This is a genomic window from Actinoplanes sp. TFC3, assembly GCF_001553785.1.
In the GTDB taxonomy this organism is placed as follows: Bacteria; Actinomycetota; Actinomycetes; order Mycobacteriales; family Micromonosporaceae; genus Actinoplanes.
The window spans coordinates 5801121-5824908 of the sequence record NZ_LOJP01000001.1; the positions used below are offsets into that span (position 1 = coordinate 5801121).

At 69.1% G+C, this 23788-nt stretch carries 20 protein-coding genes and 1 pseudogene; 7 read left to right on the forward strand and 14 right to left on the reverse strand.

All coding sequences use genetic code 11. The annotated features are described in order from the left end of the window. Positions 1-11 precede the first annotated feature (11 nt). Entirely contained in the window at positions 12-851 is an 840-nt protein-coding gene (locus TFC3_RS26090) for a DUF4081 domain-containing GNAT family N-acetyltransferase (RefSeq protein WP_067505164.1), read from the forward strand. A 61-nt stretch (positions 852-912) separates the two neighbouring features. On the opposite strand, the gene ispG is transcribed toward TFC3_RS26090, so the two are convergent. The 3 genes from ispG to dxr are packed head-to-tail and all read right to left on the reverse strand — an operon-like array spanning position 913 to position 4551. Continuing rightward, the gene (gene ispG, locus TFC3_RS26095) at positions 913-2085 is read right to left on the reverse strand and encodes a flavodoxin-dependent (E)-4-hydroxy-3-methylbut-2-enyl-diphosphate synthase (protein ID WP_067505167.1); all 1173 of its coding nucleotides are present in this window, start codon (positions 2083-2085) and stop codon (positions 913-915) included. A 7-nt stretch (positions 2086-2092) separates the two neighbouring features. After that, on the reverse strand, positions 2093-3340 hold the full coding sequence (locus TFC3_RS26100; RefSeq protein ID WP_067505170.1) for an RIP metalloprotease: 1248 nt from the start codon (positions 3338-3340) through the stop codon (positions 2093-2095). Continuing rightward, a complete protein-coding gene (dxr, locus tag TFC3_RS26105) occupies positions 3340-4551 on the reverse strand; it encodes a 1-deoxy-D-xylulose-5-phosphate reductoisomerase (RefSeq protein WP_067505173.1) in 1212 nt (403 codons plus the stop codon). The genes TFC3_RS26100 and dxr overlap by 1 nt, the downstream gene beginning before the upstream one ends. A 95-nt stretch (positions 4552-4646) precedes the next feature. On the opposite strand from dxr, the gene TFC3_RS36280 reads away from it, so the two are divergent. Beyond that, complete coding sequence (locus TFC3_RS36280) at positions 4647-5585, forward strand: YhjD/YihY/BrkB family envelope integrity protein (protein ID WP_082772312.1); 939 nt, start codon at positions 4647-4649, stop codon at positions 5583-5585. Here TFC3_RS36280 and TFC3_RS26110 read toward each other — a convergent pair. Further along, positions 5530-7575 (reverse strand): annotated as a pseudogene (locus tag TFC3_RS26110) (MMPL family transporter); the annotation flags it as partial. The gene TFC3_RS36280 and the pseudogene TFC3_RS26110 sit on opposite strands and share 56 nt — an antisense overlap. A gap of 99 nt (positions 7576-7674) precedes the next feature. Here TFC3_RS26110 and TFC3_RS26115 point away from each other — a divergent pair. Then, positions 7675-9297: an NAD(P)/FAD-dependent oxidoreductase gene (locus tag TFC3_RS26115; RefSeq protein WP_067505179.1), complete on the forward strand. Its 1623-nt coding sequence runs from the start codon at positions 7675-7677 to the stop codon at positions 9295-9297. Here the strand turns inward: TFC3_RS26115 and TFC3_RS26120 are convergent. Further along, positions 9263-9829, reverse strand: coding sequence for a GNAT family N-acetyltransferase (locus TFC3_RS26120; RefSeq protein ID WP_067507617.1), 567 nt, complete (start codon positions 9827-9829; stop codon positions 9263-9265). The two genes, TFC3_RS26115 and TFC3_RS26120, sit on opposite strands and share 35 nt — an antisense overlap. 451 nt (positions 9830-10280) lie before the next feature. Continuing rightward, positions 10281-11927, reverse strand: a complete 1647-nt coding sequence (locus tag TFC3_RS26125; protein ID WP_067505180.1) for a Rieske 2Fe-2S domain-containing protein — start codon at positions 11925-11927, stop codon at positions 10281-10283. Positions 11928-12104: 177 nt separating this feature from the next. Here TFC3_RS26125 and TFC3_RS26130 point away from each other — a divergent pair, with 177 nt between their 5' ends. Continuing rightward, on the forward strand, positions 12105-12332 hold the full coding sequence (locus TFC3_RS26130) for a DUF2631 domain-containing protein (RefSeq protein ID WP_067505183.1): 228 nt from the start codon (positions 12105-12107) through the stop codon (positions 12330-12332). Positions 12333-12382: 50 nt separating this feature from the next. On the opposite strand, the gene TFC3_RS26135 is transcribed toward TFC3_RS26130, so the two are convergent. The 7 genes from TFC3_RS26135 to rpsB form a co-directional block, all read right to left on the reverse strand. Beyond that, positions 12383-13552: a DivIVA domain-containing protein gene (locus TFC3_RS26135; RefSeq protein ID WP_067505186.1), complete on the reverse strand. Its 1170-nt coding sequence runs from the start codon at positions 13550-13552 to the stop codon at positions 12383-12385. A gap of 40 nt (positions 13553-13592) precedes the next feature. Beyond that, positions 13593-14771: a 23S rRNA (adenine(2503)-C(2))-methyltransferase RlmN gene (gene rlmN, locus TFC3_RS26140; protein WP_067505189.1), complete on the reverse strand. Its 1179-nt coding sequence runs from the start codon at positions 14769-14771 to the stop codon at positions 13593-13595. A gap of 34 nt (positions 14772-14805) precedes the next feature. Next, positions 14806-15918: a phosphatidate cytidylyltransferase gene (locus tag TFC3_RS26145; protein ID WP_067505192.1), complete on the reverse strand. Its 1113-nt coding sequence runs from the start codon at positions 15916-15918 to the stop codon at positions 14806-14808. Next, positions 15918-16439 carry a ribosome recycling factor gene (frr, locus tag TFC3_RS26150; protein ID WP_067507620.1) on the reverse strand — a complete coding sequence of 174 codons (522 nt, stop codon included), beginning with the start codon at positions 16437-16439 and terminating at the stop codon, positions 15918-15920. Before frr ends, TFC3_RS26145 begins: the two co-directional genes overlap by 1 nt. Positions 16440-16517: 78 nt before the next feature. Further along, positions 16518-17282 (reverse strand): UMP kinase, encoded by a 765-nt coding sequence (gene pyrH / locus TFC3_RS26155; protein ID WP_067505195.1) that lies wholly within the window; start codon positions 17280-17282, stop codon positions 16518-16520. Positions 17283-17381: 99 nt separating this feature from the next. After that, complete coding sequence (gene tsf, locus TFC3_RS26160; protein WP_067505199.1) at positions 17382-18209, reverse strand: translation elongation factor Ts; 828 nt, start codon at positions 18207-18209, stop codon at positions 17382-17384. Between the two features lie 93 nt (positions 18210-18302). Further along, the gene (gene rpsB / locus TFC3_RS26165) at positions 18303-19262 is read right to left on the reverse strand and encodes a 30S ribosomal protein S2 (RefSeq protein ID WP_067505202.1); all 960 of its coding nucleotides are present in this window, start codon (positions 19260-19262) and stop codon (positions 18303-18305) included. Positions 19263-19702: 440 nt separating this feature from the next. Between rpsB and TFC3_RS26170 the strand changes: the two genes are divergently transcribed. From TFC3_RS26170 to TFC3_RS26180, 3 genes are all read left to right on the forward strand, one after another. Beyond that, positions 19703-20062, forward strand: a complete 360-nt coding sequence (locus tag TFC3_RS26170; RefSeq protein WP_067505205.1) for a YraN family protein — start codon at positions 19703-19705, stop codon at positions 20060-20062. A gap of 1 nt (position 20063) precedes the next feature. Further along, positions 20064-21605 carry a YifB family Mg chelatase-like AAA ATPase gene (locus TFC3_RS26175; protein WP_067505208.1) on the forward strand — a complete coding sequence of 514 codons (1542 nt, stop codon included), beginning with the start codon at positions 20064-20066 and terminating at the stop codon, positions 21603-21605. 96 nt (positions 21606-21701) lie between these two features. Continuing rightward, positions 21702-22940: a DNA-processing protein DprA gene (locus TFC3_RS26180; protein WP_067505211.1), complete on the forward strand. Its 1239-nt coding sequence runs from the start codon at positions 21702-21704 to the stop codon at positions 22938-22940. Between the two features lie 145 nt (positions 22941-23085). Here TFC3_RS26180 and TFC3_RS26185 read toward each other — a convergent pair whose 3' ends face one another. Continuing rightward, positions 23086-23271, reverse strand: coding sequence for a regulator (locus TFC3_RS26185; RefSeq protein WP_067507623.1), 186 nt, complete (start codon positions 23269-23271; stop codon positions 23086-23088). Positions 23272-23788 lie beyond the last annotated feature (517 nt).

Here is a 23788-nt window from a genome sequence, read left to right on the forward strand (position 1 = left end):
ATCTGATACCTGTGTTGACGGTGCCCATACGCCAGCTCGGGGAGTCCGAGCGGGCCACGGTCGAGCGAGTTCTCGATCAAGACCCCTACGCCGGCGCCCAGATTGCCGAGCGCGTGGCGGCGCACGGGCTCAACTGGTGGCGTTCCGACGGTCGCATCTACGGCTACGGCAACGGCCGCCGCATCGAGTCACTGTGCTGGTCAGGAGCCCACCTGGTGCCGGTGTGCGCCAGCGCCCCGGCGGTGGCGGCCTTCGCGGAGCTGCTCGGCTCGGATCCGCGCATCTGCTCGTCGATCATCGGGCGCTCCGAGGCCGTACTCGACCTGTGGGACAGGCTCAGCGCGCATTGGGGCCCGGCCCGCGACGTACGCCCGCACCAGCCGCTGCTCGTGGCGGATCGCGAGGCACCCGTGGCACCCGACCCCGAGGTGCGGCTGGTCAGGCCGGACGAGGTCGATCAGCTCTTCCCAGCCGCGGTGGCGATGTACACCGAAGAGGTCGGCGTCTCCCCGCTGCTCGACGATGGCGGGCGCGGTTACAAGAGGCGGATCGCTGAGCTCGTACGGGGAAAACGAGCCTATGCCCGATTTGTCGGCGACCGCGTGGTCTTCAAGGCCGAACTCGCCATCGTGACCCGGCGCACGACCCAGATCCAGGGCGTCTGGGTGGACCCGGAATATCGAGGTCGAGGGCTCGCGGCCGGAGCCATGGCGGCGGTCCTGCAAGACGCCCTGCAGCGGGTCGCCCCCACCGTCAGCCTGTACGTCAACGACTACAACGCCCCGGCCCGCCGGGTGTACGCCCGCTGCGGCTTCATCCAGCAGGGCAGCTTCGCCACTGTGCTGTTCTGAAGACCTGGGCCGCCCCCGAACGCCAGAAAGGGCGGCACAGGTACTACAACAAGCAGCGCTGTCAGTGCACCGTGACCTGTGCGCCGGGCAGCAGCTCGCGCATCTCGTCGGGCAGCTCGGCGCCCATCTCGTCGGCCAGGCGCAGGGCCTCCTCGACCAGCGTCTCCACGATCACCGACTCCGGCACGGTCTTGATGACCTGACCCTTGACGAAGATCTGTCCCTTGCCGTTGCCCGAGGCCACGCCGAGGTCGGCCTCGCGCGCCTCGCCGGGACCGTTGACGACGCAGCCCATGACCGCCACGCGCAGCGGCACCGGCAGCCCGTCGAGCGCGGCGGTGACCTGCTCGGCCAGGGTGTACACGTCGACCTGGGCGCGCCCGCAGGACGGGCAGGAAACGATCTCCAGGCCACGTTCGCGCAGGCCGAGGGATTCCAGGATGCCCTGACCGACCTTGATCTCCTCGACCGGCGGGGCGGACAGCGACACCCGGATGGTGTCGCCGATGCCCTCGGCGAGCAGGGCCCCGAAGGCCACCGCGCTCTTGATCGTGCCCTGGAACGCCGGGCCGGCCTCGGTCACGCCGAGGTGCAGCGGGTAGTCGCACTGCTCAGCGAGCTGGCGGTAGGCGCGGATCATCACGACCGGGTCGTTGTGCTTGACCGAGATCTTGATGTCGCGGAAGCCGTGCTCCTCGAACAACGAGCACTCCCACAGCGCCGACTCGACCAGCGCCTCGGCGGTGGCCTTGCCGTACTTCTCCATCAGCCGCTTGTCGAGCGAGCCCGCGTTGACGCCGATACGGATCGGCACGCCCGCGTCGCCGGCCGCCTTCGCGATCTCCTTGACCTTGTCGTCGAACTGGCGGATGTTGCCCGGGTTCACCCGCACTGCCGCGCAGCCCGCGTCGATCGCGGCGAACACGTACTTGGGCTGGAAGTGGATGTCGGCGATCACCGGGATCTGCGACTTCTTGGCGATCGCCGGGAGGGCCTCGACGTCGTCCTGCGAGGGCACCGCGACGCGCACGATCTGGCAGCCGGACGCGGTGAGTTCGGCGATCTGCTGCAGCGTCGCGTTGATGTCGGAGGTGAGCGTGGTGGTCATGGACTGCACGCTGACCGGCGCACCACCACCGACGAGGACGCCGCCGACGTTGATCTGACGGCTCGCCCGGCGCGGGGCGAGCGGCGGCGGAGGCACGGCCGGCATGCCAAGACTGATAGCGGTCATGGGTGTGTCACCTCGAGAAGATCGAGATCGGGTTGATGACGTCGGCGGTGATGGTCAGCACGGTGAACGCGCCACCGATCAGGATGACGGCGTAGGTCAACGGCATGAGCTTGTAGTAGTCGACGCGCCCGGGGTCGGGCTTCTTGAGGCGAGCGTAGAGCCACGAGCGGACGCGCTCGAACCAGGCGATGGCAATGTGACCGCCGTCCACCGGCAGGATCGGCAGCAGGTTGAACAGCCCGATGAACACGTTCAGCGAGATGAACACCATCAGGAAGACCTCGGGCACACCGCGTTCGATGGCCTCGCCGCCGAGCCGGCTGGCGCCGACCACGCTGATCGGGGTGTCGGGGTCACGCTCGTTGCCGGTGATGGAGTGCCACAGCGCGGGGATCTTCTCGGGGATCCGGCCGAGCGCCTCGAACGAGCCCTTGACGATGGTCCAGCTGTACGAGAACGTCTCGCCCACGGCCTCGCCCGGGCCATAGGTGACCAGGGCCGGGGTGTCGACAACCGGCCCCACCCCGGCGACCGGGACCTCGGTGACCTTGCCGCTCGGGTCGTCGATCGGGGTGCGCTGGGCCGCGACGAGCTTGACGGTGGCGGTGCCGGCCACGCCGTCGCGGGTGTAGCCGAACGCCACGTCGCCGGGCTTGGCGGCCCGGATGACGTCGGTGAGCTGGCCGTAGTTCTGGATCGGCTGCCCGCCCACGCTGGTGATGACGTCACCGGTCTTGAGCCCGGCGGTCGCCGCGGGGGCGGCGGGGTCTGCGGACGTGCACTCCTGCTCGGAGAGCACGATCTGCACGCACTTGCCGACCGAGATCTTGGCCGGGATGGCCCGCTGCTCGGCCGCAGTCGCCGGATAGGCGGGGTTGGGCAGGCCCACGAAGACCGCGGCGAACCAGATCGCGACGATCGCCAGGATGAAGTGGGTGATCGAGCCGGCCGACATCACGATCGTGCGCTTCCACACCGGGAAGCGCCACATCGCGCGCGGCTGGTCCTCGGGCAGCACGTCGTCGTCCTGCGGCGTCATACCGACGATCTTGCAGAAGCCGCCCAGCGGGATGGCCTTGAGACCGTATTCGGTTTCGCCGCGCTTGAAGGAGAAGATCGTCGGGCCGAAGCCGACGAAATACTGCGTCACCTTCATGTTGAACCGCTTGGCCGTGATCATGTGCCCCAGTTCGTGCAGGGACACCGAGATCAGGATCGCGAGCGCGAACGCCGCCGTTCCCAACCAGTACAGCATCAGGCTCCTTCAGCCGCAGTCGCGATCATCCGCTGTGCCTGGGCCCGCGCCCACGCCTCCGCGGCCAGTACGTCCTCGACGGTACCCGGCGGACCGAAATCGGGAGCCGCCGCCAGCACCGCCGCGATGGTGTCGACGATGCTCAGAAAAGGTAGCCGACCGGACACGAAGGCGGCCACACACTCTTCGTTCGACGCGTTGAAGATCGCCGGCCGGCAGTTACCCTCCCGACCGGCGGCCTTGGCCAGCTCCACCGCGGGGAACGCCTCCGCGTCCAGCGGCCGCAGCTCCCAGTTGTGCGCGAGCGTCCAGTCCACCGCCGCTGCCGCCTCGGGCACCCGATCGGGCCAGGCCAGCGCGAGCGCGATGGGCAACCGCATGTCCGGCGGGCTGGCCTGTGCGAGCGTCGAGCCGTCGGTGAACTCCACCAGCGAGTGCAGCACCGACTGCGGGTGGACCATGACCTCGATGTCGTCGTAGGCCACGTCGAACAGCTCGTGCGCCTCGATCACCTCGAGCCCCTTGTTGACCATGGTGGCGGAGTTGATCGTGACCACCGGGCCCATGTCCCAGGTCGGGTGTTTGAGCGCTTCCTCGGGCGTGACGTTCGTCAACTCGCTGCGCCGCCGATCCCGGAACGCTCCCCCACTCGCGGTCAGCACCAGCCGCCGTACCTCACGCTCGGCGCCACCACGTAGGCACTGCGCAAGCGCCGAGTGCTCGGAGTCCACAGGGACGATCTGCCCCGGCCGCTGGGTGGCGGCCTTCACGAGCGGGCCGCCGGCGACGAGCGACTCCTTGTTTGCCAACGCGAGGGTACGACCAGAGCCCAGCGCCGCCAGCGTAGGAGCAAGTCCCAGGCTCCCCACCACCCCGTTCAGCACCACGTCGCAGGGCCACTGGGCGAGTTCGGTCATCGCGTCGGGCCCGGCCACGATCTTCGGCAGCTTGAAATCGCCGGTGGCCCAGCCCTGCTTCTGCGCCTGCGCATAGAACGCGAGTTGCAGGTCCTGCACCGCACTCGAACGGGCCACGCCGACCACGTCGACGCCCAGCTCCAGCGCCTGAGCAGCGAGCAACTCGACATTGCCCCCGCCTGCGCCGACGGCGACCACCCGGAACTGGCCGGGGTTGCGCCGGACGATGTCGATGGCCTGGGTTCCGATCGACCCGGTGGATCCGAGAAGGACAAGCTCACGCATGCCTGCCATCTTCCCGGACGCGTGCACGCCCGTCGTGGTCAGCCTTGCCCATCACAGCACTCGACAAGTGGGATCACTCGGCTGAGCGGGGTAAGTGAAGGAACATGCGAAGACTGCGCCGGATCGTTGCTGCCGCGTTCCGCCCGTTGCGGGGGCGTGATGTGGCACTGCGGGCGGCAGCGGTGACGTTCTACGGGGGCATCGCCGTGGTGCCCGTCGCGTTGCTGGCAATCTGGATCACCGGGCTGATCGCGGGGGCTGATCGAGTACGGCGGCTCACCGGGCATACAATCGCCGCCCTGCCGGATGCGATCGGGGCGCCGCGGGCGCTCGAGAGTTTGATCAACGCGGGTTTGCACCTGACGCCGGTGCTGGCCCTCGCGAGCCTGTTGCCCGCCACGTTCTACGGCGAGGGCCTGCGACGGGCCTTCGTGTCACTGCGGGACTCCAATGAATCGCTGGTCGGGTGGCGCGGGCGGGTGTTGTGGCTGCCCCTGCTGGCGGCCGCACCGGCACTTCTGCTCGCCCTCTTTCTCGCCCTGCCGGTGACGAGCGGTCTGTGGATTCGTGGCGGCTGGTACTCGGTTCTCGGCGTGGTCCTGTCGTTCCTGGCCGCGTGGCTCGTGCTGACGCCCGTGGTGATCTGGGTCTATCGCGCGGTGGCCCCGGGCCGGCCTGAGTGGCTGGCCACCGTGCTGGTCGGCTCGTTCACCGCCGCCAACATCTCCGGATTCCTGCACGGCTTCGTGTGGTTCTGCTCGTTCCCGCTGGACCTGGGCGTGCCGTTCGGCGGCTTCACCGAGATCGGCGGCATGGTCGCTGTCGGGTTCTGGCTCTACATGTTCCACGTGATCCTGCTGACCGGGTACGCCGACAACCAGAGCGCGAGCACATATCAGCGGGCTAGACGCGCACGGACTCTCGCTGCGGCTGAGGCGTCTCGTGAATCCCGTAGCGGGAGTAGAAGCGACCCAGAATCCCCGGAGCCCACCAGTTCCAGCGGCCCAGCAGACGCATCGTCGCGGGCACCAGCAGCGCCCTGACCAGCGTGGCGTCCACGACAATGGCCACAATCATGCCCACCCCGATGGTCTTGATCACGGTGACGCCCCCGGTAGCGAAGCCCGCGACCACCGTGATCAGCAACAACGCTGCGGCCGTGATGATCCCGCCGGTGTGCTGCAACCCGGTCGCCACGGCCGCGGTGTTGTCCCCGGTGCGGTCCCACTCCTCGCGCACCCGTGAGAGCAGGAACACCTCGTAGTCGGTGGCCAGCCCGAACAGCACCGCGAGCACCAGGATCATGTTGCTGGGCTCGATGAACCCGGTGGACCGGAAGCGCAGCAGACCCTCCAGGTGGCCGTCCTGGAAGATCCAGACGACCACGCCGAACGACGCCCCGATCGACACGGCGTTCATCAGCACCGCCTTGATCGGCAGCAGCACCGAGCCGAACGCGAGGAAGAGCAGCAGCATCGTGGCCACCGCCATGATCAGGGCCATGACCGGCAGCCGGTCGGCGAGGCTCTCCAACAGGTCAAGGTCGATCGCCGGGCGCCCGCCGACCAGCACAGCCGTTCCCCGCGGCAGGCTCAGATCGCGGATCTTGGCAACGATCTCCCGCGACTCGCCCGTGGACAGCTCGGCCGGGTAGGTCACCGTGATCAGCGAGGCCGCACCGCGCTGAGCCGTCACCATCGCCTTCGTCACATCCGGCAGCCCGGCGATCCGGCCGGCGAGGTCACCGGCCGGTCCCCGCACGAACACGGTGATCGGCTCCTCGCCGCCGCCCGGGAATCCGGTTTCGAGCCGCTCCCCCACCACGCGCGCGGAACTGCCAGCGGGCAGGACGCGCTCATCGAAGCCACCGAACTCGACACGCAGGAACGGCGCCGCGAAAGCCACGAGGACGACGAGCACGCCGAGGACGTACACCATCGGTCTCTTCATGACGCTGTGCGCGACGCGCGCCCACGCGCCGGAACCCGCCGCTGGATTGCGCTGAGGCAGCGGGATGCGCAACTTGTCGATGCGATGGCCGAGCAGGAACAGGGCCGCGGGCAACACCGTCAGGGCGGCGAGCATCGCAACGAGCACGGCCGCCATGCCACCGATGGCCATGCCACCGAGGAAGGGCTGCGGGAAGATCAACAAGCTGGAAAGAGCCAGGACGATCGTCAGACCCGAGACCACAACGGTACGACCAGCCGTCGCCACCGTCGTCCTGATCGCGCCCGCCACGTCCTGCCCGCGCGCCAGCTCCTCGCGGAACCGGCTGACCACGAACAACGAGTAGTCGACGGCCATTCCGAGCCCGAGCAGCGTGATCACGTTGATGGCGAACACGCTGATGTCGGTGACGTAGGTGAGGGCCCGCACCGCGACGAACGCCCCGAGGATCGCCAGACCGCCGATGACCAATGGCGACAGGGCGGCAATGAGCCCCCGGAAGATCAGCACGAGCAACACGAACAGCACGGGCAGGGAGAAGATCTCGGCGCGGGTGATGTCCTTCTCGGTCTGCGAGCTGGCCTCGTCGGTGAACGCGACAAGCCCGCCGACCTGCGTGGTCAGCCCGGTGGCGGCGAAAGCCCGCTCGATGCGGTGGTAGGCGGCCACCTTGCCGTCCTCGTCGCCGGCGCGGAGGTAAACGGCTGCGTAGGTGGCGCGCTTGTCGGTGCTGATCAAGGTGGGCGGCGCCTGCGGATCGGTGTACGCGGCGACCTGCTCGACGTCGGCCTGTGCCCGGATCTTGGCCACCGCGGCGGTCACCGCGTCGCGGAATGCCTGATCTTCGACCGTGGCGCCGGGGCTGGACCACAGCACAAGGAGATCCGGATCACGCTGCCCAAGCTCGCGCGCGATGCCCGCGGCGGCTCGGTTGGACTCGCTGTCCGGGTCGTCATAACCCCCGCCGGTGAGCGCGCCGAAGACGCCGGCGCCCCACGTAGCACCGGCCACCACCAGCGCGCACGCCGCCGCGACGACCCACCAGCGGACCGCCACGACGGTTTTGCCCCACCCATCGAACACCTGTCTGTCTTACCCGATCGAGGGCCGGTCACGCGAATAGACCGATAAGAAACTTTCGCCGGAAACATCCCCTCAGCGGACGCGCTATCGTCGTCGCTCATGAGCGATCTACCGTCGAGCGCTGACGTTGTGATCATCGGTTCCGGGCACAACGGCTTGGTGTCCGCGGTGCTGCTCGCCCGCGCGGGCCTGTCCGTCGTGGTGCTGGAAGCCGCGGACGTGCTGGGCGGCGCCACCCGCACCGAGCGGCCGTTCGCCAAGGTGCCCGGCCTGGGCCAGTCCACGGGGTCGTACCTGCTCGGTCTTATGCCCCCCGAGCTGCTCGAACTCCTCGACGTCGACATCCCGGTGCGCCGCCGCGACCCGCACTACTTCCTGCCAACCCCCGGCGGCCCCGGCGCGCCCTACCTGCTGTTCGGCACCGACCGCGAGGCCACGCGCGCCCAGATGGAGGCGTTCTTCTCCCCGCGCGACATCGCCGCCGACGAGGCCCTGCAGGTCGAGATCGCGGCTTTGCGCGCCGACCTGGCCCCGGCCTGGCTGCAGGAGCCGCTGCCGGTGGAAGGCATCGCCGACCGCTACATCCGCCCGCAGCTGCAGAGCACCTTCATCGACCTCGTCCGCGGCTCGGTGGCCGACTACCTGCAGCGCTTCGGCTTCAAGAGCGAACTGCTGATGAGCATGTACGCGGTAACCGACGGGCTCTCCGGCCTCAACGCCGGCCCCGACGACCCCGGCACCGGCCACAACTTCCTGGTCCACAACATGTGCCGCCTGCCCGGCGCCGACGGCACCTGGATGATCGCCGCAGGCGGCATGGGCACCGTGTCGCAAACCTTCGCCTCCGCAGCACGAGGAGCAGGAGCCAACATCTTCACCGGTACGCCGGTAAGCGCCGTCACCGTGGACGGCGGCGCGGCCAGCGGTGTGCAGTTGGCTGACGGGCGTTCGATAGGTGCCCGGGTGGTGCTGGGTGCCTGCGACCCCTACCAGCTCATGTCGCTGGTCCCGGAGGGTGCCCTGCCCGCTGAGCTGACTGCCCGGATGGAGTTGGTGCGGCGCCCGGGAACCACGCTGAAGCTCAACATGGCGCTGTCCGGCCTGCCGGCGTTCAGTTGCCTGCCGCCCGAAGCGCCCTCCCCGTTCGGCTCCACGATCCACCTGCTGCCCGGATCGGCGAGCCTGGGTGCCGCCTCGGCTTCCCCCATGACGGCGCTGCGGTCCATGTGGGAGGACGTGCAAGCCGGTCGCCTCCCCGCCGAGCCGACCATCGAGTGGTATCTGCACACCACCGTCGACCCGTCGCTGCAGGACGAGCACGGCCACCACTCCTCGGCCCTGTTCGTGCAATCGGTGCCCTATCAGCCCGCCGGCACCACCTGGGACGAGGCGCTGCCCGGGTACGTCGACCGGCTGCTCGAGATCTGCGACACCTACGCCCCCGGCGCCTCGGACCTGGTCACCGACATCATGCCGCTGACCCCGCCAGGCATCGAGCAGCACTTCGGCATCACCGGCGGCCACATCCACCACGTCGACAACACTGTTGCCTTCAACGAGCGCATGCCGTACGCGACGGGGCTGGACGGGCTGTACGCGGGCTCGGCGGGCGCCCACCCGGCCGGCAGCGTGATCGGCGCGGCCGGCCACAACGCCGCGCAGCGCATCCTGCGGGACCTGGGCGTCGCTAAACAGCGGTCAGCTCACCGGGGAGCAGGCTGAACAACACCGTGTCCCGGCGCGCGCCCTTGAACCGCAGGTGCGACCGCATGACCCCCTCGCGGACGAACCCGGACCGCTCAGCAACCCGGGCCGAAGCCACGTTGTCCGGCGCACACGTCAACTCAAGCCGCTGCACCCCGAGGTGCGCGAACGTCCAGCCCGCGAGCAGCCGGAGTGAACGGGTCGCCAAGCCTTGCCCGCGGGCCCAGGGTGCCAGCCAGTATCCGATGGCTGCCCGCTGCTCGGAGGCGTTGACGTCGTACACCGACATCGCTCCCAGCACCCGGCCGGGCTTTCCGGCGTCCGCGATCGCGACGTTGAGGGCGTCGCCGGAGAGCCGGTCCTGCTCATCGCGCTCGTACGCGGCGCGGATGTGGGCCTCGGTGAACGGCTCCACGAGCGACCACGAGTACCGCTGGCACAGTTCGTCGGCGAAGCCCTCATACCGCTGGGCGGCGTCTTCCGGCTGCCAGGCCCGCAGCAGCACAACGCCATCGGTGAGTGGTGGTTGGGGATAAGGCAGCGCAGTCACACCGGCCACCCTAGACGAGTAATTCCTAACCGCGGTTAGTGGTCGTAGGCGATGAGTGACCTGGTCACGGGCTGGCCGGTTGCCCGGTTGTGCCAGATTGCGGCGCGGTCAGAAGGGTGTTGATGTCTGTCGTCACAAACGGATCATCGACACCCTTCGTCATGCCCACGACTCAGGGGTAGTTAGGACTTACTCGTCTAGGGCCGCCCCTTCAGCCCTCGGCAAACAGCACATCCCCGGTCGACCGCCAATCCCCGCTGAGCTGGGAGCGCAAGCCGCCGCACTCACCTGGTCCCGGAGCGGAGGCCGCGAGCGGGTCCACTCCCGCAGAACGAAGGGTGCGGGCGGCCGTTCAGGCGCCTCTGGGCGCCTGGCCGCCCGCGCCCGGCCTCGGTGGGAACTGCGGTCAGCACCACCCACCAAGGCACGACATCCGCTTGCAGCCCTTGATTCAGGCCTGCTGCGGCGTCTCAGTCTTCTCGGCGCGGATCTTGTGGCCGACGCTCGTCAGACACCTGCCGCTGGGCAGGTCGAACTTCCAGCCGTGCAGCTGGCAGGTCAGGACGTTGCCGTCGACGATGCCGAAGCGGCTCAGGTCGGCCTTCAGGTGCGGGCAGCGGCGTTGGACGGTCCAGTCACCGAATTGGGTGTCCTCGGCTTCGACGGCCTTCTCGTGCTCGTCATACCAGCCCTCGGCGTATTGGAGGCGTTCCTCGCTGAGACACTTGAAGAAGGCGTAGACGAACTCGTTGTACTGCCCGATGCGGGCGGCGGAGAAGCGGCAGGACAGGAACAGCGAGTTGACCCAGTCGCCCTCGTCGATGTGGATCAGATGCTCGATCAGTTCGCGCTGGGTGCGGAAGCGGTAGCGGACCTTTTCGTCGGCGGCCGGGCGGACCTGCTTGCCGGGGAAGTCGACCAGGATCGACTCGACCGAGCCGCCGTCATAGCTGACCAGGTCGAAGCGGACCGGGCCGCCGACGCCGTTGGCCAGGTAGATGGACTCCTCCAGCAGCGGCTCGATGCGCTTCTTGAGTTCGCCCAGGACGTCGATCTCGGGGTGACGCCACGACGCCTTCTCGGCGGCAATGATCGGAGCCTTGCGCTCGCGCATCTCCTCGAGGTGCGCCTTCTTGTTGGCGAAGAACTCGTCGATGTCGGTGGGGTGCGTGGTCTGGACGCTGGACCGGACCACCTCGGGCGCGCCCCCGACCGGCAGCTCGGTGCCGCCGCTGACCGGAACGCCGGTAATCGTCGCGGCGCCGGCCGGGGTCAGGCTCAGCTCGGACACGCTGCCGGGCAGCAGGACCACACCGTTGGTGCCCCCGACCTTGGCGTATTCGCTCATGAACACGGACTGGTCGGGGAAGATGTTGCCCTCGTCACCGTGGATGTCGTTGAACTGCCACAGCTCGTCGTCGAGGAAGCACGGCGGGCCGGCGATCGGGAAGACGTGGTCGGCCTTGAGGTCGTCGATGTAGCGCCAGGTGCGGTCGAACTGACGGTCGCGCTTCTGCTTGCCGAACGCGGTCTTGGCCGAGCTGGGCAGCTCGTACACCATCGGGTACCAGATGGCGCCGGAAAATTGCAGCATGTGCGCGTGCACGTGGCCAAGCTCGGTGAAGCGGGACAGGTCGGTGGGGCGCGCGTCGTTCTGGTTGAGCACTCGCATGCCGTCGTATTCGACCCACAGCGAGGAGTCGCCGATCGGGCCGTCGGTGGGGCTGATCAGCGCCTGGATCATCACCTTGAGGCCGCCGTCAAGCTCGTGCACCTCGTCGGACTTGGTCCGCAGGAAGCTGGTGAAGCCCAGCTCCCGCAGCTCGTCCTCCAACTGGCTGGTCGGGTATTCCGGCAGCAGCACAGTGGCTTTCTTGCTGATGAAGCGCTTGAGGTGCTCGGCGTCGAAGTGGTCGCGGTGCAGGTGGGAGACGTAGAGGTAGTCGACGTCGCCGAGGGTCTCCCAGTCCAGCAACGAGTTGTCCGGGAAGGGGAACCACGACGCGAAGTACGCCGGGTTGACCCACGGGTCGCACAGAATGCTGCCCGCGCCCGTGTCGATCCGCATGCTGGCGTGGCCAGTGCCCGTGATCCGCACCGTCTTTACTCCCTCGGCTGGTTATTCCGACGGCATCGAAGGTACCGGGTGCGGCCGAGGAGGGCGCGGGCGGAGGGCCGGGCCTGTGGATTACTTGGGCCTTCCCGATGCGCCGGACGGGCGGCGTGCGACACTGAAAGGCGCTCAGAGTGATCGTTTCTTCGGGAGGACCGAGTCGTGGCAGAAGAGCCGGTTTACGCGCCGGACCAGCTCAAGCCGGTCAAGCGTAAGGGCCGTCGGGTCGGTGCGATCGTCAGCGCGGCTGTCCTGCTGCTGATGCTGTGGGGCAACCACGAGGGCAACACCGAAAACTTGTACCTCATCCTCTTCGCCGCGATTCTGATCGTTGCGCTGTTCGTGGACATCGTCCTGCGCCGCAACGGCCTCAGGCCCGAAGACCAGTAGGCAACGCGAAGCCCGCCCTCTCTGCGGAGAAGGCGGGCTTTGCCATGTTCTCAACGGCGGTGCAGCAGGATGTCCTTGACCTCGCGCAGCGCCGCGTCGACCTCAGCCTCGAAGTAACCTCCCGGCACCAGCCCGAACTGCAACGTGTCGAGTTCGTTCTCCGGCACCGGCATCGGGCCACGGCCGGTCATCGCCTGCAGAATGCTCTCGAACAGCCGGTCGACCTGCGCCGGGTCGTAGCCGCTGCCGAAGCGCCGGGGCTGGAACGTGCGTCGTAGCTGGTCCACCCGGTAGAGCTCGGGGCTCCCCCCACCGCCGGGGCCACCGGGGCCCGGCCCGGGACCACCGCTCATCGGCGCGTTCAGGGGCGGACCACTCATCGGCGGGCCGCTCATCGGGGCGTTGCCGCCGCCGAAGCCACCGCGCTCGGGCATGCGGATCTCGGCGGTCATGTCGGCCTTGCCGTGCCGGCCGGGCTCGAACTGCTCGTAGCCGCCGGTGTCGTAGGCCTGCGGCTGCTGCTGGCGCTGCGGCATCTGCTGGCCGCCGTAGGTGGGCTCCTCGTAGCGGCCGTAGGGGTCCGGCGCCGGCATGGGGCGCTGCGGCATCTGCTGCGGCTGCATGCGGTCCTCTTGCGCGTACGGATCGCGGCCGTACTGGTCGTATTGCTCCTCGCGGCCGTACTGTTCCTCGCGGCCATACTGCTGCTGCTCGTCGCGGCCGTACTGGTCGTCGCGGGCGAACTGGCGGTCGTCGAGGCGGGGAGCCTGCAGGCGTTCGGTGGGCGGCGCGCCGCGGCCGAGAGCCTGGCTCATCCGGTCGGGGTTCATGCGCTCGGCCATGCCACCACGCGCAGGCTCGGGACCGGCACGCATCGGGTCGGGACCGCCGCGCATCGGGTCCGGACCGCCGCGCATGGGCTCGGGGCCGCCCCGCATCGGCTCGGGCTGCATGCGGACCTCGGGGCCGCGGCCACCGCGGTCCTCGAACTCGGCGAGCTGACGCTCCACCCGGTCGAGATGCAGGTCGACCTGCCACTCGTCGTAGCCGCCGAAGCGCACGCGGAAGACGACGTCATGCACCTCCTGGGCGCCGCCGGGCGCGCCGGACTGCTCGCCGGCGAGGGTGGCCTCCACACGGTCGAGGAAAGCGTCGACCTCATCCACCTTGTAGCCGCGGCGCAGTGCGCGACGGCGGAAACGCTGCCCCTGACTCGTCACAACGTCTCCCAAATTCGCGTCCGCTGGGATCTGAGCCCAGTCATCGTGCCACCTCCGCGCGGGTGGTGGAGCCCCCTGCGTCCACCGCCGTCAGCTCACTTGCGGCCAGCTGGCCGCATGCACCGTCGATCTCGCGTCCCCGGGTGTCGCGGACCGTGGTGGCCACGCCGGCCTCGCGCAGCCGGCGGACGAACTCCCGCTCGACCGGCTTGGGGCTGGCGTCCCACTTGCTGCCCGGCGTCGGGTTGAGCGGGATCAAGTTCACATGCGCCAGCTTGCCGTGCAGCAGCCTGCCAAGCAGGTCGGCACGCCAAGGCTGATCGTTTACGTCCCTGATCAGGGCGTATTCGATGGAGATCCGGCGGCCGGTCTGCGCCGCGTAGTCGAACGCGGCATCAAGCACCTCGGCCACCTTCCAGCGCTGGTTGACGGGCACTAGCTCATCGCGCAGATCATCATCGGGGGCGTGCAGTGACAGCGCAAGAGTCACCGAGAGCTCTTCGGCGATCAACCGGCGCATAGCGGGCACGAGACCCACGGTGGAGACGGTGATGTGGCGCTGGGACAGGCCCAGGCCCTCCGGAGCGGGCGCGGTGAGGCGCCGGACGGCCTGGATCACCCGGGGGTAGTTGGCCAGCGGCTCGCCCATGCCCATGAAGACCACGCGCGACAGCCGCGGCGGGGAGCCGGTGACCGCGCCGGAGGCCGCCACGCCCGCGAGGTAGACGACCTGGTCGACGATTTCGGCCACCGACAGGTTGCGGGTCAGCCCGGCCTGGCCAGTGGCGCAGAACGGGCAGGCCATGCCGCAGCCCGCCTGGCTGGAGACACACGCGGTGATGCGGTCGGGGTAACCCATGAGCACGCTCTCGACCATGGCGTTGTCGTGCAGCCGCCACAGGGTCTTGCGCGTCGCGCCGTCGTCGCAGGTCAGCTCGCGCTGCGCGGTGAGCAGCGTCGGGAACAGGTCACCGGCGAGCGTGGACCGGGCGGCGGCGGGCAGGTCCGTCATCGCCTCCGGGTCGCGCACGAGCCGGCCGAAGTAGTGGGTGGAGAGCTGCTTGGCCCGGAACGCGGGCAGACCGAGCTCGGTCACCGCAGCCTTGCGCGCCTCCAGGTCCAGGTCGGCCAGGTGGCGCGGGGGCATGGTGGGGCGGCGGCGCGTGGTGACCGCGTCGGGGGTGTCGGGGCTGGTCGGGATGACCGGAAGAATCGTCATGGCCCGTCAAGTCTCCCACGTCGGGTACACATGCCTACCCCGGCGGCGCGATGATCGTGAGCAGCACGTAGGCCGCGGGGACGGCGAACAGGATCGAATCGAGCCGGTCCATCAGCCCGCCGTGCCCGGGCAGCAGGTTGCTCATGTCCTTGATCTTGATGTCGCGCTTGAGCATGGACTCGGCCAGGTCGCCGATGACTGCTGCGACGGAAATCACCGCACCGAACAAGGCACCCCATTGGAACGGGACGCCGACCAGGTAGTGCAGCAGCAGGGAGCTGCCCGCGGACGCGGCGACGATCGAGCCACCGAAGCCCTCCCAGGACTTTTTCGGGCTGATCGCCGGGGCCATCGGGTGCTTGCCGAAGAACACCCCCGCCGCATAGCCACCGGTATCGGACAACACAATCGCGAGCAGGGTGCAGAGCACCCGCTCGGGGCCGTCCTCGGGCTGCACGAGCAGGATGCCAAAGCTGAGCAGGAACGGCACGTACACCGCGATGAGCGCGCTCACGCCCAGATCGTGGCGGATGCGGTCCTTGTGCTCGCTCTCACTGAAACGCCACACGAACGTGGCCAGCAGGGTGGCGACCAGGCCCAGTTGCAGCGCGTCCGGCCCCTCGAACCAGGCCAGCCCAACCATCAGCAGGCCGCCCGCGAGCAGCGGGATCAGCGGAGGCCGGGCTCCGGCCGACCGGAGCGCCCGGACCATTTCCCAGATGCCGACGCTGACGGCCAGCACGATCACACCGAGAAAGGCAGGCGTCCAGACGAACAGCGACACGAGTACGACCAGAACCAGGCCGGCGCCGACTCCGATAGCGGCCGGCAGGTTGCGCCCGGCTCGCCCCTTCGGCTTGGCAGGTTTGCCGTTGCGGCCGGCGCGGCGCTTACCCGGGCCCCGGCGCGCGGCCTCGGCAGCGGTCAATTCCCACTCCGCCTCCGACGTCGAGGTCGCAGCGGTGGGGGCGGCCCAGGCCGGTTCGTCGTCACGCTGCTGGTGCACGGCCGGCCACTCCGCGGGCGGGGTGACTGCCGGCCGCGCCGCGGGCGGGGTGACTCCGGCGTGAGGAGCGGCAGCGTCAGGGGTGCCTGACGCTGCGCCGCCGGTTGAGGGGTGCCCGCCGCCGGGCTCGAGGTACGACATCAGACCTCGAGCAGCTCGGCTTCCTTGTGCTTGACCAGCTCGTCCACCACGGCGACGTAGCGCTGAGTGGTGTCGTCCAGCTCCTTCTCGGCGCGCCGGCCCTCGTCCTCGCCGATCTCGCCGTCCTTGACCGCGCGGTCGATCTGCTCCTTGGCCTTGCGGCGCACGTTGCGGATCGCCACCCGGCCCTCCTCCGACTTGCTGCGCGCGATCTTGATCATGTCGCGGCGCCGTTCCTCGGTCATCTGCGGCAGGTGGATGCGCAGCTGGGTGCCCTCGTTGTTGGGGTTCACGCCGAGGTCGGAGTCGCGGATGGCGCGCTCGATCGGGCCGATCTGCGAGGCGTCGTAGGGCTTCACGATCACCATGCGCGGCTCGGGGACGCCGATCGAGGCCATCTGCGGCACCGGGGTGGGGGCGCCGTAGTAGTCAACGACGATCTTGGCGAACATCGCCGGGGTGGCGCGGCCCGTGCGGATCGCGGCGAACTCCTCCTTGGCGTGCTCGACCGCGCTTTCCATCTTCTCTTCGGCCTCGAAGAGGATTTCGTCGATCTCCACTTCGTCGCCTCCTTGCTTCTGTGTCTGGTGGAAAGGGGTTTACGCGGTGATCAAGGTGCCGATCTTCTCGCCGCTGACGGCTCGCACGATAGTGTCGTCGCCCTGGGCGCCGAAGACGAGCATGGGCAGGCCGTTCTCCTCGCAGAGGCTGAAAGCGGCCTGGTCGGCGACTCGCAGCCCGCGCTGGAGCACGCCGGCGAAGGTGATGTGTTCGATCTTGCGCGCCTCGGGGTCGGTGCGCGGGTCAGCGGTGTAGACGCCGTCGACGCCGTTCTTGCTCATCAGCACGAGGTCGGCGTGGATCTCCAGCGCCCGCTGCGCGGTGACGGTGTCGGTCGAGAAGTACGGCATGCCGGCGCCGGCGCCGAAGATGACGACGCGACCCTTCTCGAGGTGGCGGATCGCGCGCAGCGGGATGTACGGCTCGGCGACCTGGGCCATCGTGATCGCGGTCTGCACCCGCGTCTCGATGCCCTCCTTCTCGAGGAAGTCCTGCAGGGCCAGGCAGTTCATGACCGTGCCGAGCATGCCCATGTAGTCGGCGCGGTTGCGGTCCATGCCGCGCTTCTGCAGCTCGGCGCCGCGGAAGAAGTTGCCGCCACCGACGACCACGGCCACTTGCACGCCCCGGCGGGTCACCGTGGCGATCTGCCGGGCGATGCCCTGCACGACGTCGGGGTCGACACCGACCGCACCGCCGCCGAACACCTCACCGGAGAGCTTGAGGACGACCCGTCGCGGCCGTTCGGGCCGCGGGGAGGGGACCTCGCCCACCACGGCAGTCTGCTCGGTCACCATCGTCATGCCGACCCCGCCCTTCCTTCGCTAACACGAGACCTTATGTGACGGGGAGGCCGGGCGCTTGTCTCGCGTCCCGGCCTCCCGCAATGCGTAGCGGCTGGATTACTCCTGGCCGACCTCGAAGCGGACGAACGCCGTGATCTCGAGACCGGAGTCGGCCGCAACCTGCTTGACCGTCTTCTTGTTGTCGGTGACCGACGGCTGCTCAAGCAGGACGAAGTCCTTGAAGAAGGAGTTCACCCGACCCTCGACGATCTTGGGCAGCGCCTGCTCGGGCTTGCCCTCCTCGCGAGCGGTCTGCTCGGCGATGCTGCGCTCCTTCTCGACCGTCTCGGCCGGGACTTCCTCGCGGGTGAGGAACTTGGGGCGCATGGCCGCGATCTGCATGCCGACCGCGCGGGCGTCGTCGTCGCCGGCCTCGCCGGTCTTGCCGGTGTACTGCACCAGCACGCCCACCTGCGGCGGCAGGTCCTGGGCCTTGCGGTGCAGGTAGACCGCGACGTTGCCGTCAAGCTCGGCGAAGCGGTTGACCACGATCTTCTCGCCGATCTTGGCGGAGAAGTCCTGGATGACGTCGGCTACCGGCTTGCCGTCCAGCGACAGAGCGAGCAGCGCGGCGGCGTCGGCGGCCTTGTTCTGCACACCGAGCTCGACGAGCTGGGCGCCCAGCGCGACGAAGTCGGCGGTCTTGGCGACGAAGTCGGTCTCGCAGTTGAGCTCGAGCAGCGCGTTGCCGGAGTGGCTGACGATGCCGTTGGCGGCGGTGCGCCCGGCCCGCTTGCCGACGTCCTTGGCACCCTTGATGCGCAGGAACTCAACGGCCTTGTCGAAGTCACCGTCCGACTCGTCGAGCGCCTTCTTGCAGTCCATCATGCCGGCGCCGGTGAGGTCGCGGAGCTTCTTGACGTCCGCGGCGGTGTAGTTGGCCATGACTCTCTCTGATCCTCTGAAGTCTCGCTGGCTTGAGTCTCGCTGGCTTGGTGCAAGCCGGCCACCTCGCGGCGGCCGGCTTGTACGGAGGATTTACTCCGCGGCGGTTGCCACCGGCTCGGCGGCGGGGGCAGCCGGCTCAGCCGGCTCGGCCGCGGGGGCAGCCGACTCGGCCGCGGGGGCAGCCGACTCGGCGGCGGGGGCAGCCGGCTCGGCGGCGGCGGGGGCGGCAGCAGCCGGCTCCACGTCCGCGGCCTTCTTCTCGGCACCCTCGTACAGGTCGCGCTCCCACTCGGGCAGCGGCTCACCGGCAGCGACGGTCGCCTCGGGCTTCGAGTCGGCGTCGGCGCCACGGCCCCGGCCGGAGCGGGCGATCAGACCATCGGCGACGGCGGCGGCAACAACCCGGGTCAGCAGCTCGGCCGAGCGGATGGCGTCGTCGTTGCCCGGGATCGGGAAGTCGACCTCGTCGGGGTCGCAGTTGGTGTCGAGCACCGCGATGACCGGGATGCCCAGCTTGCGGGCCTCGTCGACGGCGATGTGCTCCTTCTTGGTGTCGACAACCCAGATCGCCGACGGCACCTTGGTCATGTCACGCAGACCACCGAGGGTCTTGGTGAGCTTCTCCTTCTCGCGCGAGAGCTGGAGGGTCTCCTTCTTGGTGTAACCGGTGGCGGTGCCACTCAGGTCACCCAGAGCCTCGAGCTCCTTCATGCGCTGGAGCCGCTTGTACACCGTCTGGAAGTTGGTGAGCATGCCACCCAGCCAGCGGTGGTTGACGTAGGGCTGACCCACGCGGGTCGCCTGCTCGGCGATCGCTTCCTGAGCCTGCTTCTTGGTGCCGACGAAGAGGATGTGGCCACCCTCGGCGACGGTGTCGCGCACATACGCGTAGGCCTTCTCGATGTAGTCGAGGGTCTGGCGCAGGTCGATGATGTAGATACCGTTGCGCTCGGTGAAGATGAAGCGCTTCATCTTCGGGTTCCAGCGCCGGGTCTGGTGCCCGAAGTGGACACCGCTTTCCAGTAGCTGGCGCATGGTCACGACGGCCATGGTGAATTGCTCCCTGTTTCCCTGGTTGTCACGCTCACCGGCGGTGGGCGTCCTGGCGCCCGGTCGTCGGCCCAGGGTGGGCCCGGGAGAGCCGGGACCAGGGAGGGCCGTCGCTGCCGGCTGATCCGACACCGCTGGGGTATCGGGACACGGCACGTGCAGAGGGCGCGCGAGGTCGACCGCACGAGGCGGTCGCCGGGACCAAGCATACGCCGTAGGCGCCGGAGTCTGCTTCCGGGCAGGTGTGCCCCTGCTTACGCCCTCGAACGGGCCACCCGATCCGACATACCGGACACGCGGGCTCGTGTAGCACAAACGGTGGGAGCCATGCCGGTTATCCACATCTGCTCGCCTTGCGGGATGGCCCGGGTGACCGGGCCGGAGCGCTTTGTCCACAGGCTCGGTCGCGTCGAGGCAGAAAAATTGCCAAGGTCCCCGGCATGACGAACGAGACCAAGGCCGTGGGTGAATACGGCGAGCGCATCGCGGAACGACACCTGTGCGACGAGGGCCTGATCCTGCTGGAGCGCAACTGGCGCTGCGCCGACGGCGAGGTCGACCTGATCCTGCGAGACGGCGACGACCTTGTGTTCTGCGAGGTCAAGACCCGCCGCGGCACGATGTTCGGGCTTGCGGTGGAGGCGATAAACCCCGCGAAGATCCGCCGGCTGCGCCGGCTGGCGGCGATCTGGCTGTCCCAGAATTCCGTACGGCCCCGCGAGGTCCGCTTCGACGTGGTGTCGGTGCTCCCCCAGCCCAAGGGTCCGGCGCACATCGATCACCTGCGGGCGGCGTTCTGACATGAGCTACGCCAGAGTGCTCTGCGTCGGGCTGGTCGGCGTACGCGGCCACGTCGTCGAGGTCGAAGCGGATCTGTCGATCGGACTGCCGGCCCTCGTGCTGACCGGGCTCCCCGACGCCGCCCTGCATGAGGCCCGGGATCGCGTACGGGCGGCCATCGTCAACTCCGGCGAGCGCTGGCCCAACCGTCGCATCACCGTCAACTTGCTGCCGGCCACGCTGCCCAAGCAAGGAAGTGCCTTCGACCTGGCGATCGCCGTTGCGCTGCTCGCCGGGGCGGGAGAGCTGCCCCTCGCCCCCATGGAAGGCGTCGCGGTCCTGGGCGAGTTGGGCCTCGACGGAACGGTACGACCGGTGCGCGGCGTCCTGCCGATGGTCGCAGCGGTCGCGGCGGCCGGGATCACCCGCGTTGTGGTGCCCCTCGGCAACGCCCGCGAGGCAACCCTGGTCCCCGGCCTGACCGTGCAGGCGGTCGACTCGCTGCGCCGGCTGATCGGCTACATCCGCGGCGAGTCGGAACTGCTCCCCCCGCCCCCGCCCGCAGCCGACCCGGTGCCCGACGGCGCCGACCTGGCCGACCTTGCCGGTCAGGAGATGGGCCGCTACGCCATCGAGGTAGCCGCGGCGGGCGGTCATCACATGTCCATGCTCGGGCCGCCCGGCGCCGGCAAGACCATGCTCGCCGAACGCCTCCCCTCGGTCCTGCCCCGGCTCGACGACACCTCCGCACTGGAAGTGACAGCCCTGCACTCCATAGCCGGGCTGCTCCCGCCGGACGGCCAACTGATCAGACGGCCCCCGTTCCAGGCCCCGCATCACAGCGCGAGCACCGCAGCGTTGATCGGTGGCGGCTCGGGCATCGCCCGCCCCGGCGCCATCTCGCTGGCACATCGCGGTGTGCTGCTGCTCGACGAGGCCCCCGAGTTCGCCAACGCAACCCTGCAAGCCCTCCGCCAGCCCTTGGAGAGCGGACGGGTGGTCCTGGCCCGGGCGCGTGGCAGCACCGAATATCCGGCGCGCGTGCAGATCGTCGTGGCCGCGAACCCGTGCCCCTGTGCGGCCTCGTCCGGCGACCAGTACTGCCAGTGCACCGCGCTCGCCCGCCGCCGCTACCTGAGCAAGCTCTCCGGGCCGCTGCTCGACCGGATCGACATCCAGATCAGGCTGCGTCCGGTTCGCGCCGCCCAGCTGATGACCTCGTCATCGGATCCCCCGGAGTCCTCGGCTCACGTAGCCGGGCGCGTGTCCGCCGCCCGGCAGGCAGCCGAGGCCAGGTGGGCGGCCTGGGGCTGGCGGATCAACGCCGACGTACCCGGCCCGCACCTGCGCCGGCCCCCGTTCCGGCTCTCCGCCCGGCAGACCGCAACCCTGCGGGCCAGCCTCGACCGCGGTTCGCTGTCTGCCCGCGGCTTCGACCGAATCCTCCGCTTGGCGTGGACAGTCGCCGACCTGAGCGGACACACCAGCCCCAGCGGCTCCGACGTGGACGAGGCCGCCCAACTCAGAATGGGAGACGCCCGTGACCGGCAAACCCGCCCTTGACCCGAAAGTGCTGCACAGCCTTCGCGCGCTCACTACTTCCCCGGCGCGTTCCGTCGGCATCCAAAGCGCACAACCCAAGATCACCAAGCAGACCGCATGAGTACGGACTCAGCGGGCGACCGTCTGGCCCGGGTGGCCCTCACTTGGCTGGCCGAGCCGGGTAACCGCACCATCTGGCAACTCGTGCAGTCACAAGGAGCCGAGACAACGCTCAAGCAGCTCCTCAAAGGCGAGATCGCGAACAGTTCCCTGCTGGCGGCCGTACGAGCTCGAAGCGGCATCGACGACCCCCGCAGGTTCGCCGACCTCGCGCTGCGCAAGGGTGAACGCCTCGGCGCCCGGGTCATCATCCCTTCGGACCGGGAATGGCCACCCGGTGCCGACGCTTTGGCCACCCTCGAACTGGACGGCACGAACAGCATCGACCGGCACGTCCGGCCACCGCTTTGCCTCTGGGTACGCGGCGAACGCCCACTCAACGACGCCTTCGAACGCTCAGTGGCCGTTGTCGGCGCCCGCGCAGCCACGGAGTACGGCAGGCACGTGACCACGGACATCAGCTTCGGCCTCGCCGAGCAGGAGTGGACAGTGGTGTCGGGCGGCGCCTTCGGCATCGACTCGGCAGCCCATCACGGCGCGCTGGCTGCCGGCGGCCTGACCGTGGCGGTGCTGGCGTGCGGGGTCGACCGGCCGTACCCGCTGGGCAATGCCTCTTTGTTCGAGCAGATCGAGTCGAGTGGGCTGCTGATGAGCGAATGGCCGATCGGTGCCGAGCCGCTGCGCCACCGCTTCTTGATCCGCAATCGCGTGATAGCTGCCGCCACTACCGGCGCGGTGGTGGTGGAGGCGGCGGCGCGCAGTGGGGCGGTGCAGACCATGGGGAGGGTGCTTGCCCTGGGTCGGCGGGCGATGGTCGTACCGGGTCCCGTTACCTCGGCCATGTCCGTGGGCTGCCACGAACTTCTGCGGCGCTGCCCCGAGGCAAGGCTTGTCACCACAGCAGCCCATGTTCTGGACGAGGTGGGCACCATTGGCGAGTACATATCGGAACCAGCCCGCGCCGCGCAACATGCCCGGGACAGCCTCGACGAGGAAAGCGCGCTGGTCCTGGAGGCCATGCCCCTGCTGGGCGCCATCGACCCGGATCAGCTGGCCGCGCGGGCCGGGCTGGGCCTGCGAACGGTGCTGCGGCGCTTGTCCTTGCTGGAGATGAGGGGCCTGGTGATACGCCTGGACGACGGGATAGCGCTGTCCCCGGCAGCCCGCACCAACTCCGACCGCAGAGGCATGCCGCCGCAGCTACCCGGTCTCACCCCGCCCACCGGCGGCGGATAACCATCCCGGGCGCCTGCAGCGCGCTTCTCGCCGAAGCCGCCCGGCTACTGCGATCGCTCAAGCAATCCATTGGGCGGGCAGCATGAATCGCACCGTGGCCGCCCGCCGGGAGCAGGCGGCCTTCGGTGCTGCGGGCCGGGGAGGGTCAGTCCTCGGTGTCGTCGACGTCGCGGCGGTGGACCTTCATCCATGCCTCGACGTCCTCGGTCAGCCAAACCTTGCCTTGCGCAAGGTCTGCCACCGGAGTGGGGAAGTCGGACCTGCTGGTGATCTGGTACGCCCGCTGCCGGCTCACCCCGCCCAAGCGGATACGGATCTCGTGCGCACCCATGAGTTTGATCGCCTTAGCCACGTGATCGACCGTAGGCGTATGACTATTGGTCATGGGTCAACTTCGTCAAAGACACCTAGTTGAGAGTCAAGTACCTTGTACCCATGACGAACCCCGATGACCTGGATCCCGATCCCGTTCCGCCCCCGCTGAACCACCGCCGCAACTGGCGCGCACTGTGGCTTCGCTGCGTCTGCGGCCGCCCGAGCCCCTGCCCGCATTCCCCCGGATCCCGGCAACCGGCCGGTCCGCTTTCCCATGTCGTCTGGCCGCCCACGAAGTTTCCCGGCCCCGCACCGGCCCCTTCGGACGCTGCCGCATGCGCCCCCGCGATCGACCGCTACTTCCCGGTGGACATTCCTGGAATGGTCCCTCCCGCTCCGTCGCCCACCGGGTTTCCGCACCGCCAACTGCCGACCCTGTCCCCCGCGCACGACGACCCTTACGACCCATGGAGCAACACCACATATTTCGTACGTCCACCGCGCAGCGCCCGTTTCCCCGCGCCCCGGCCCAC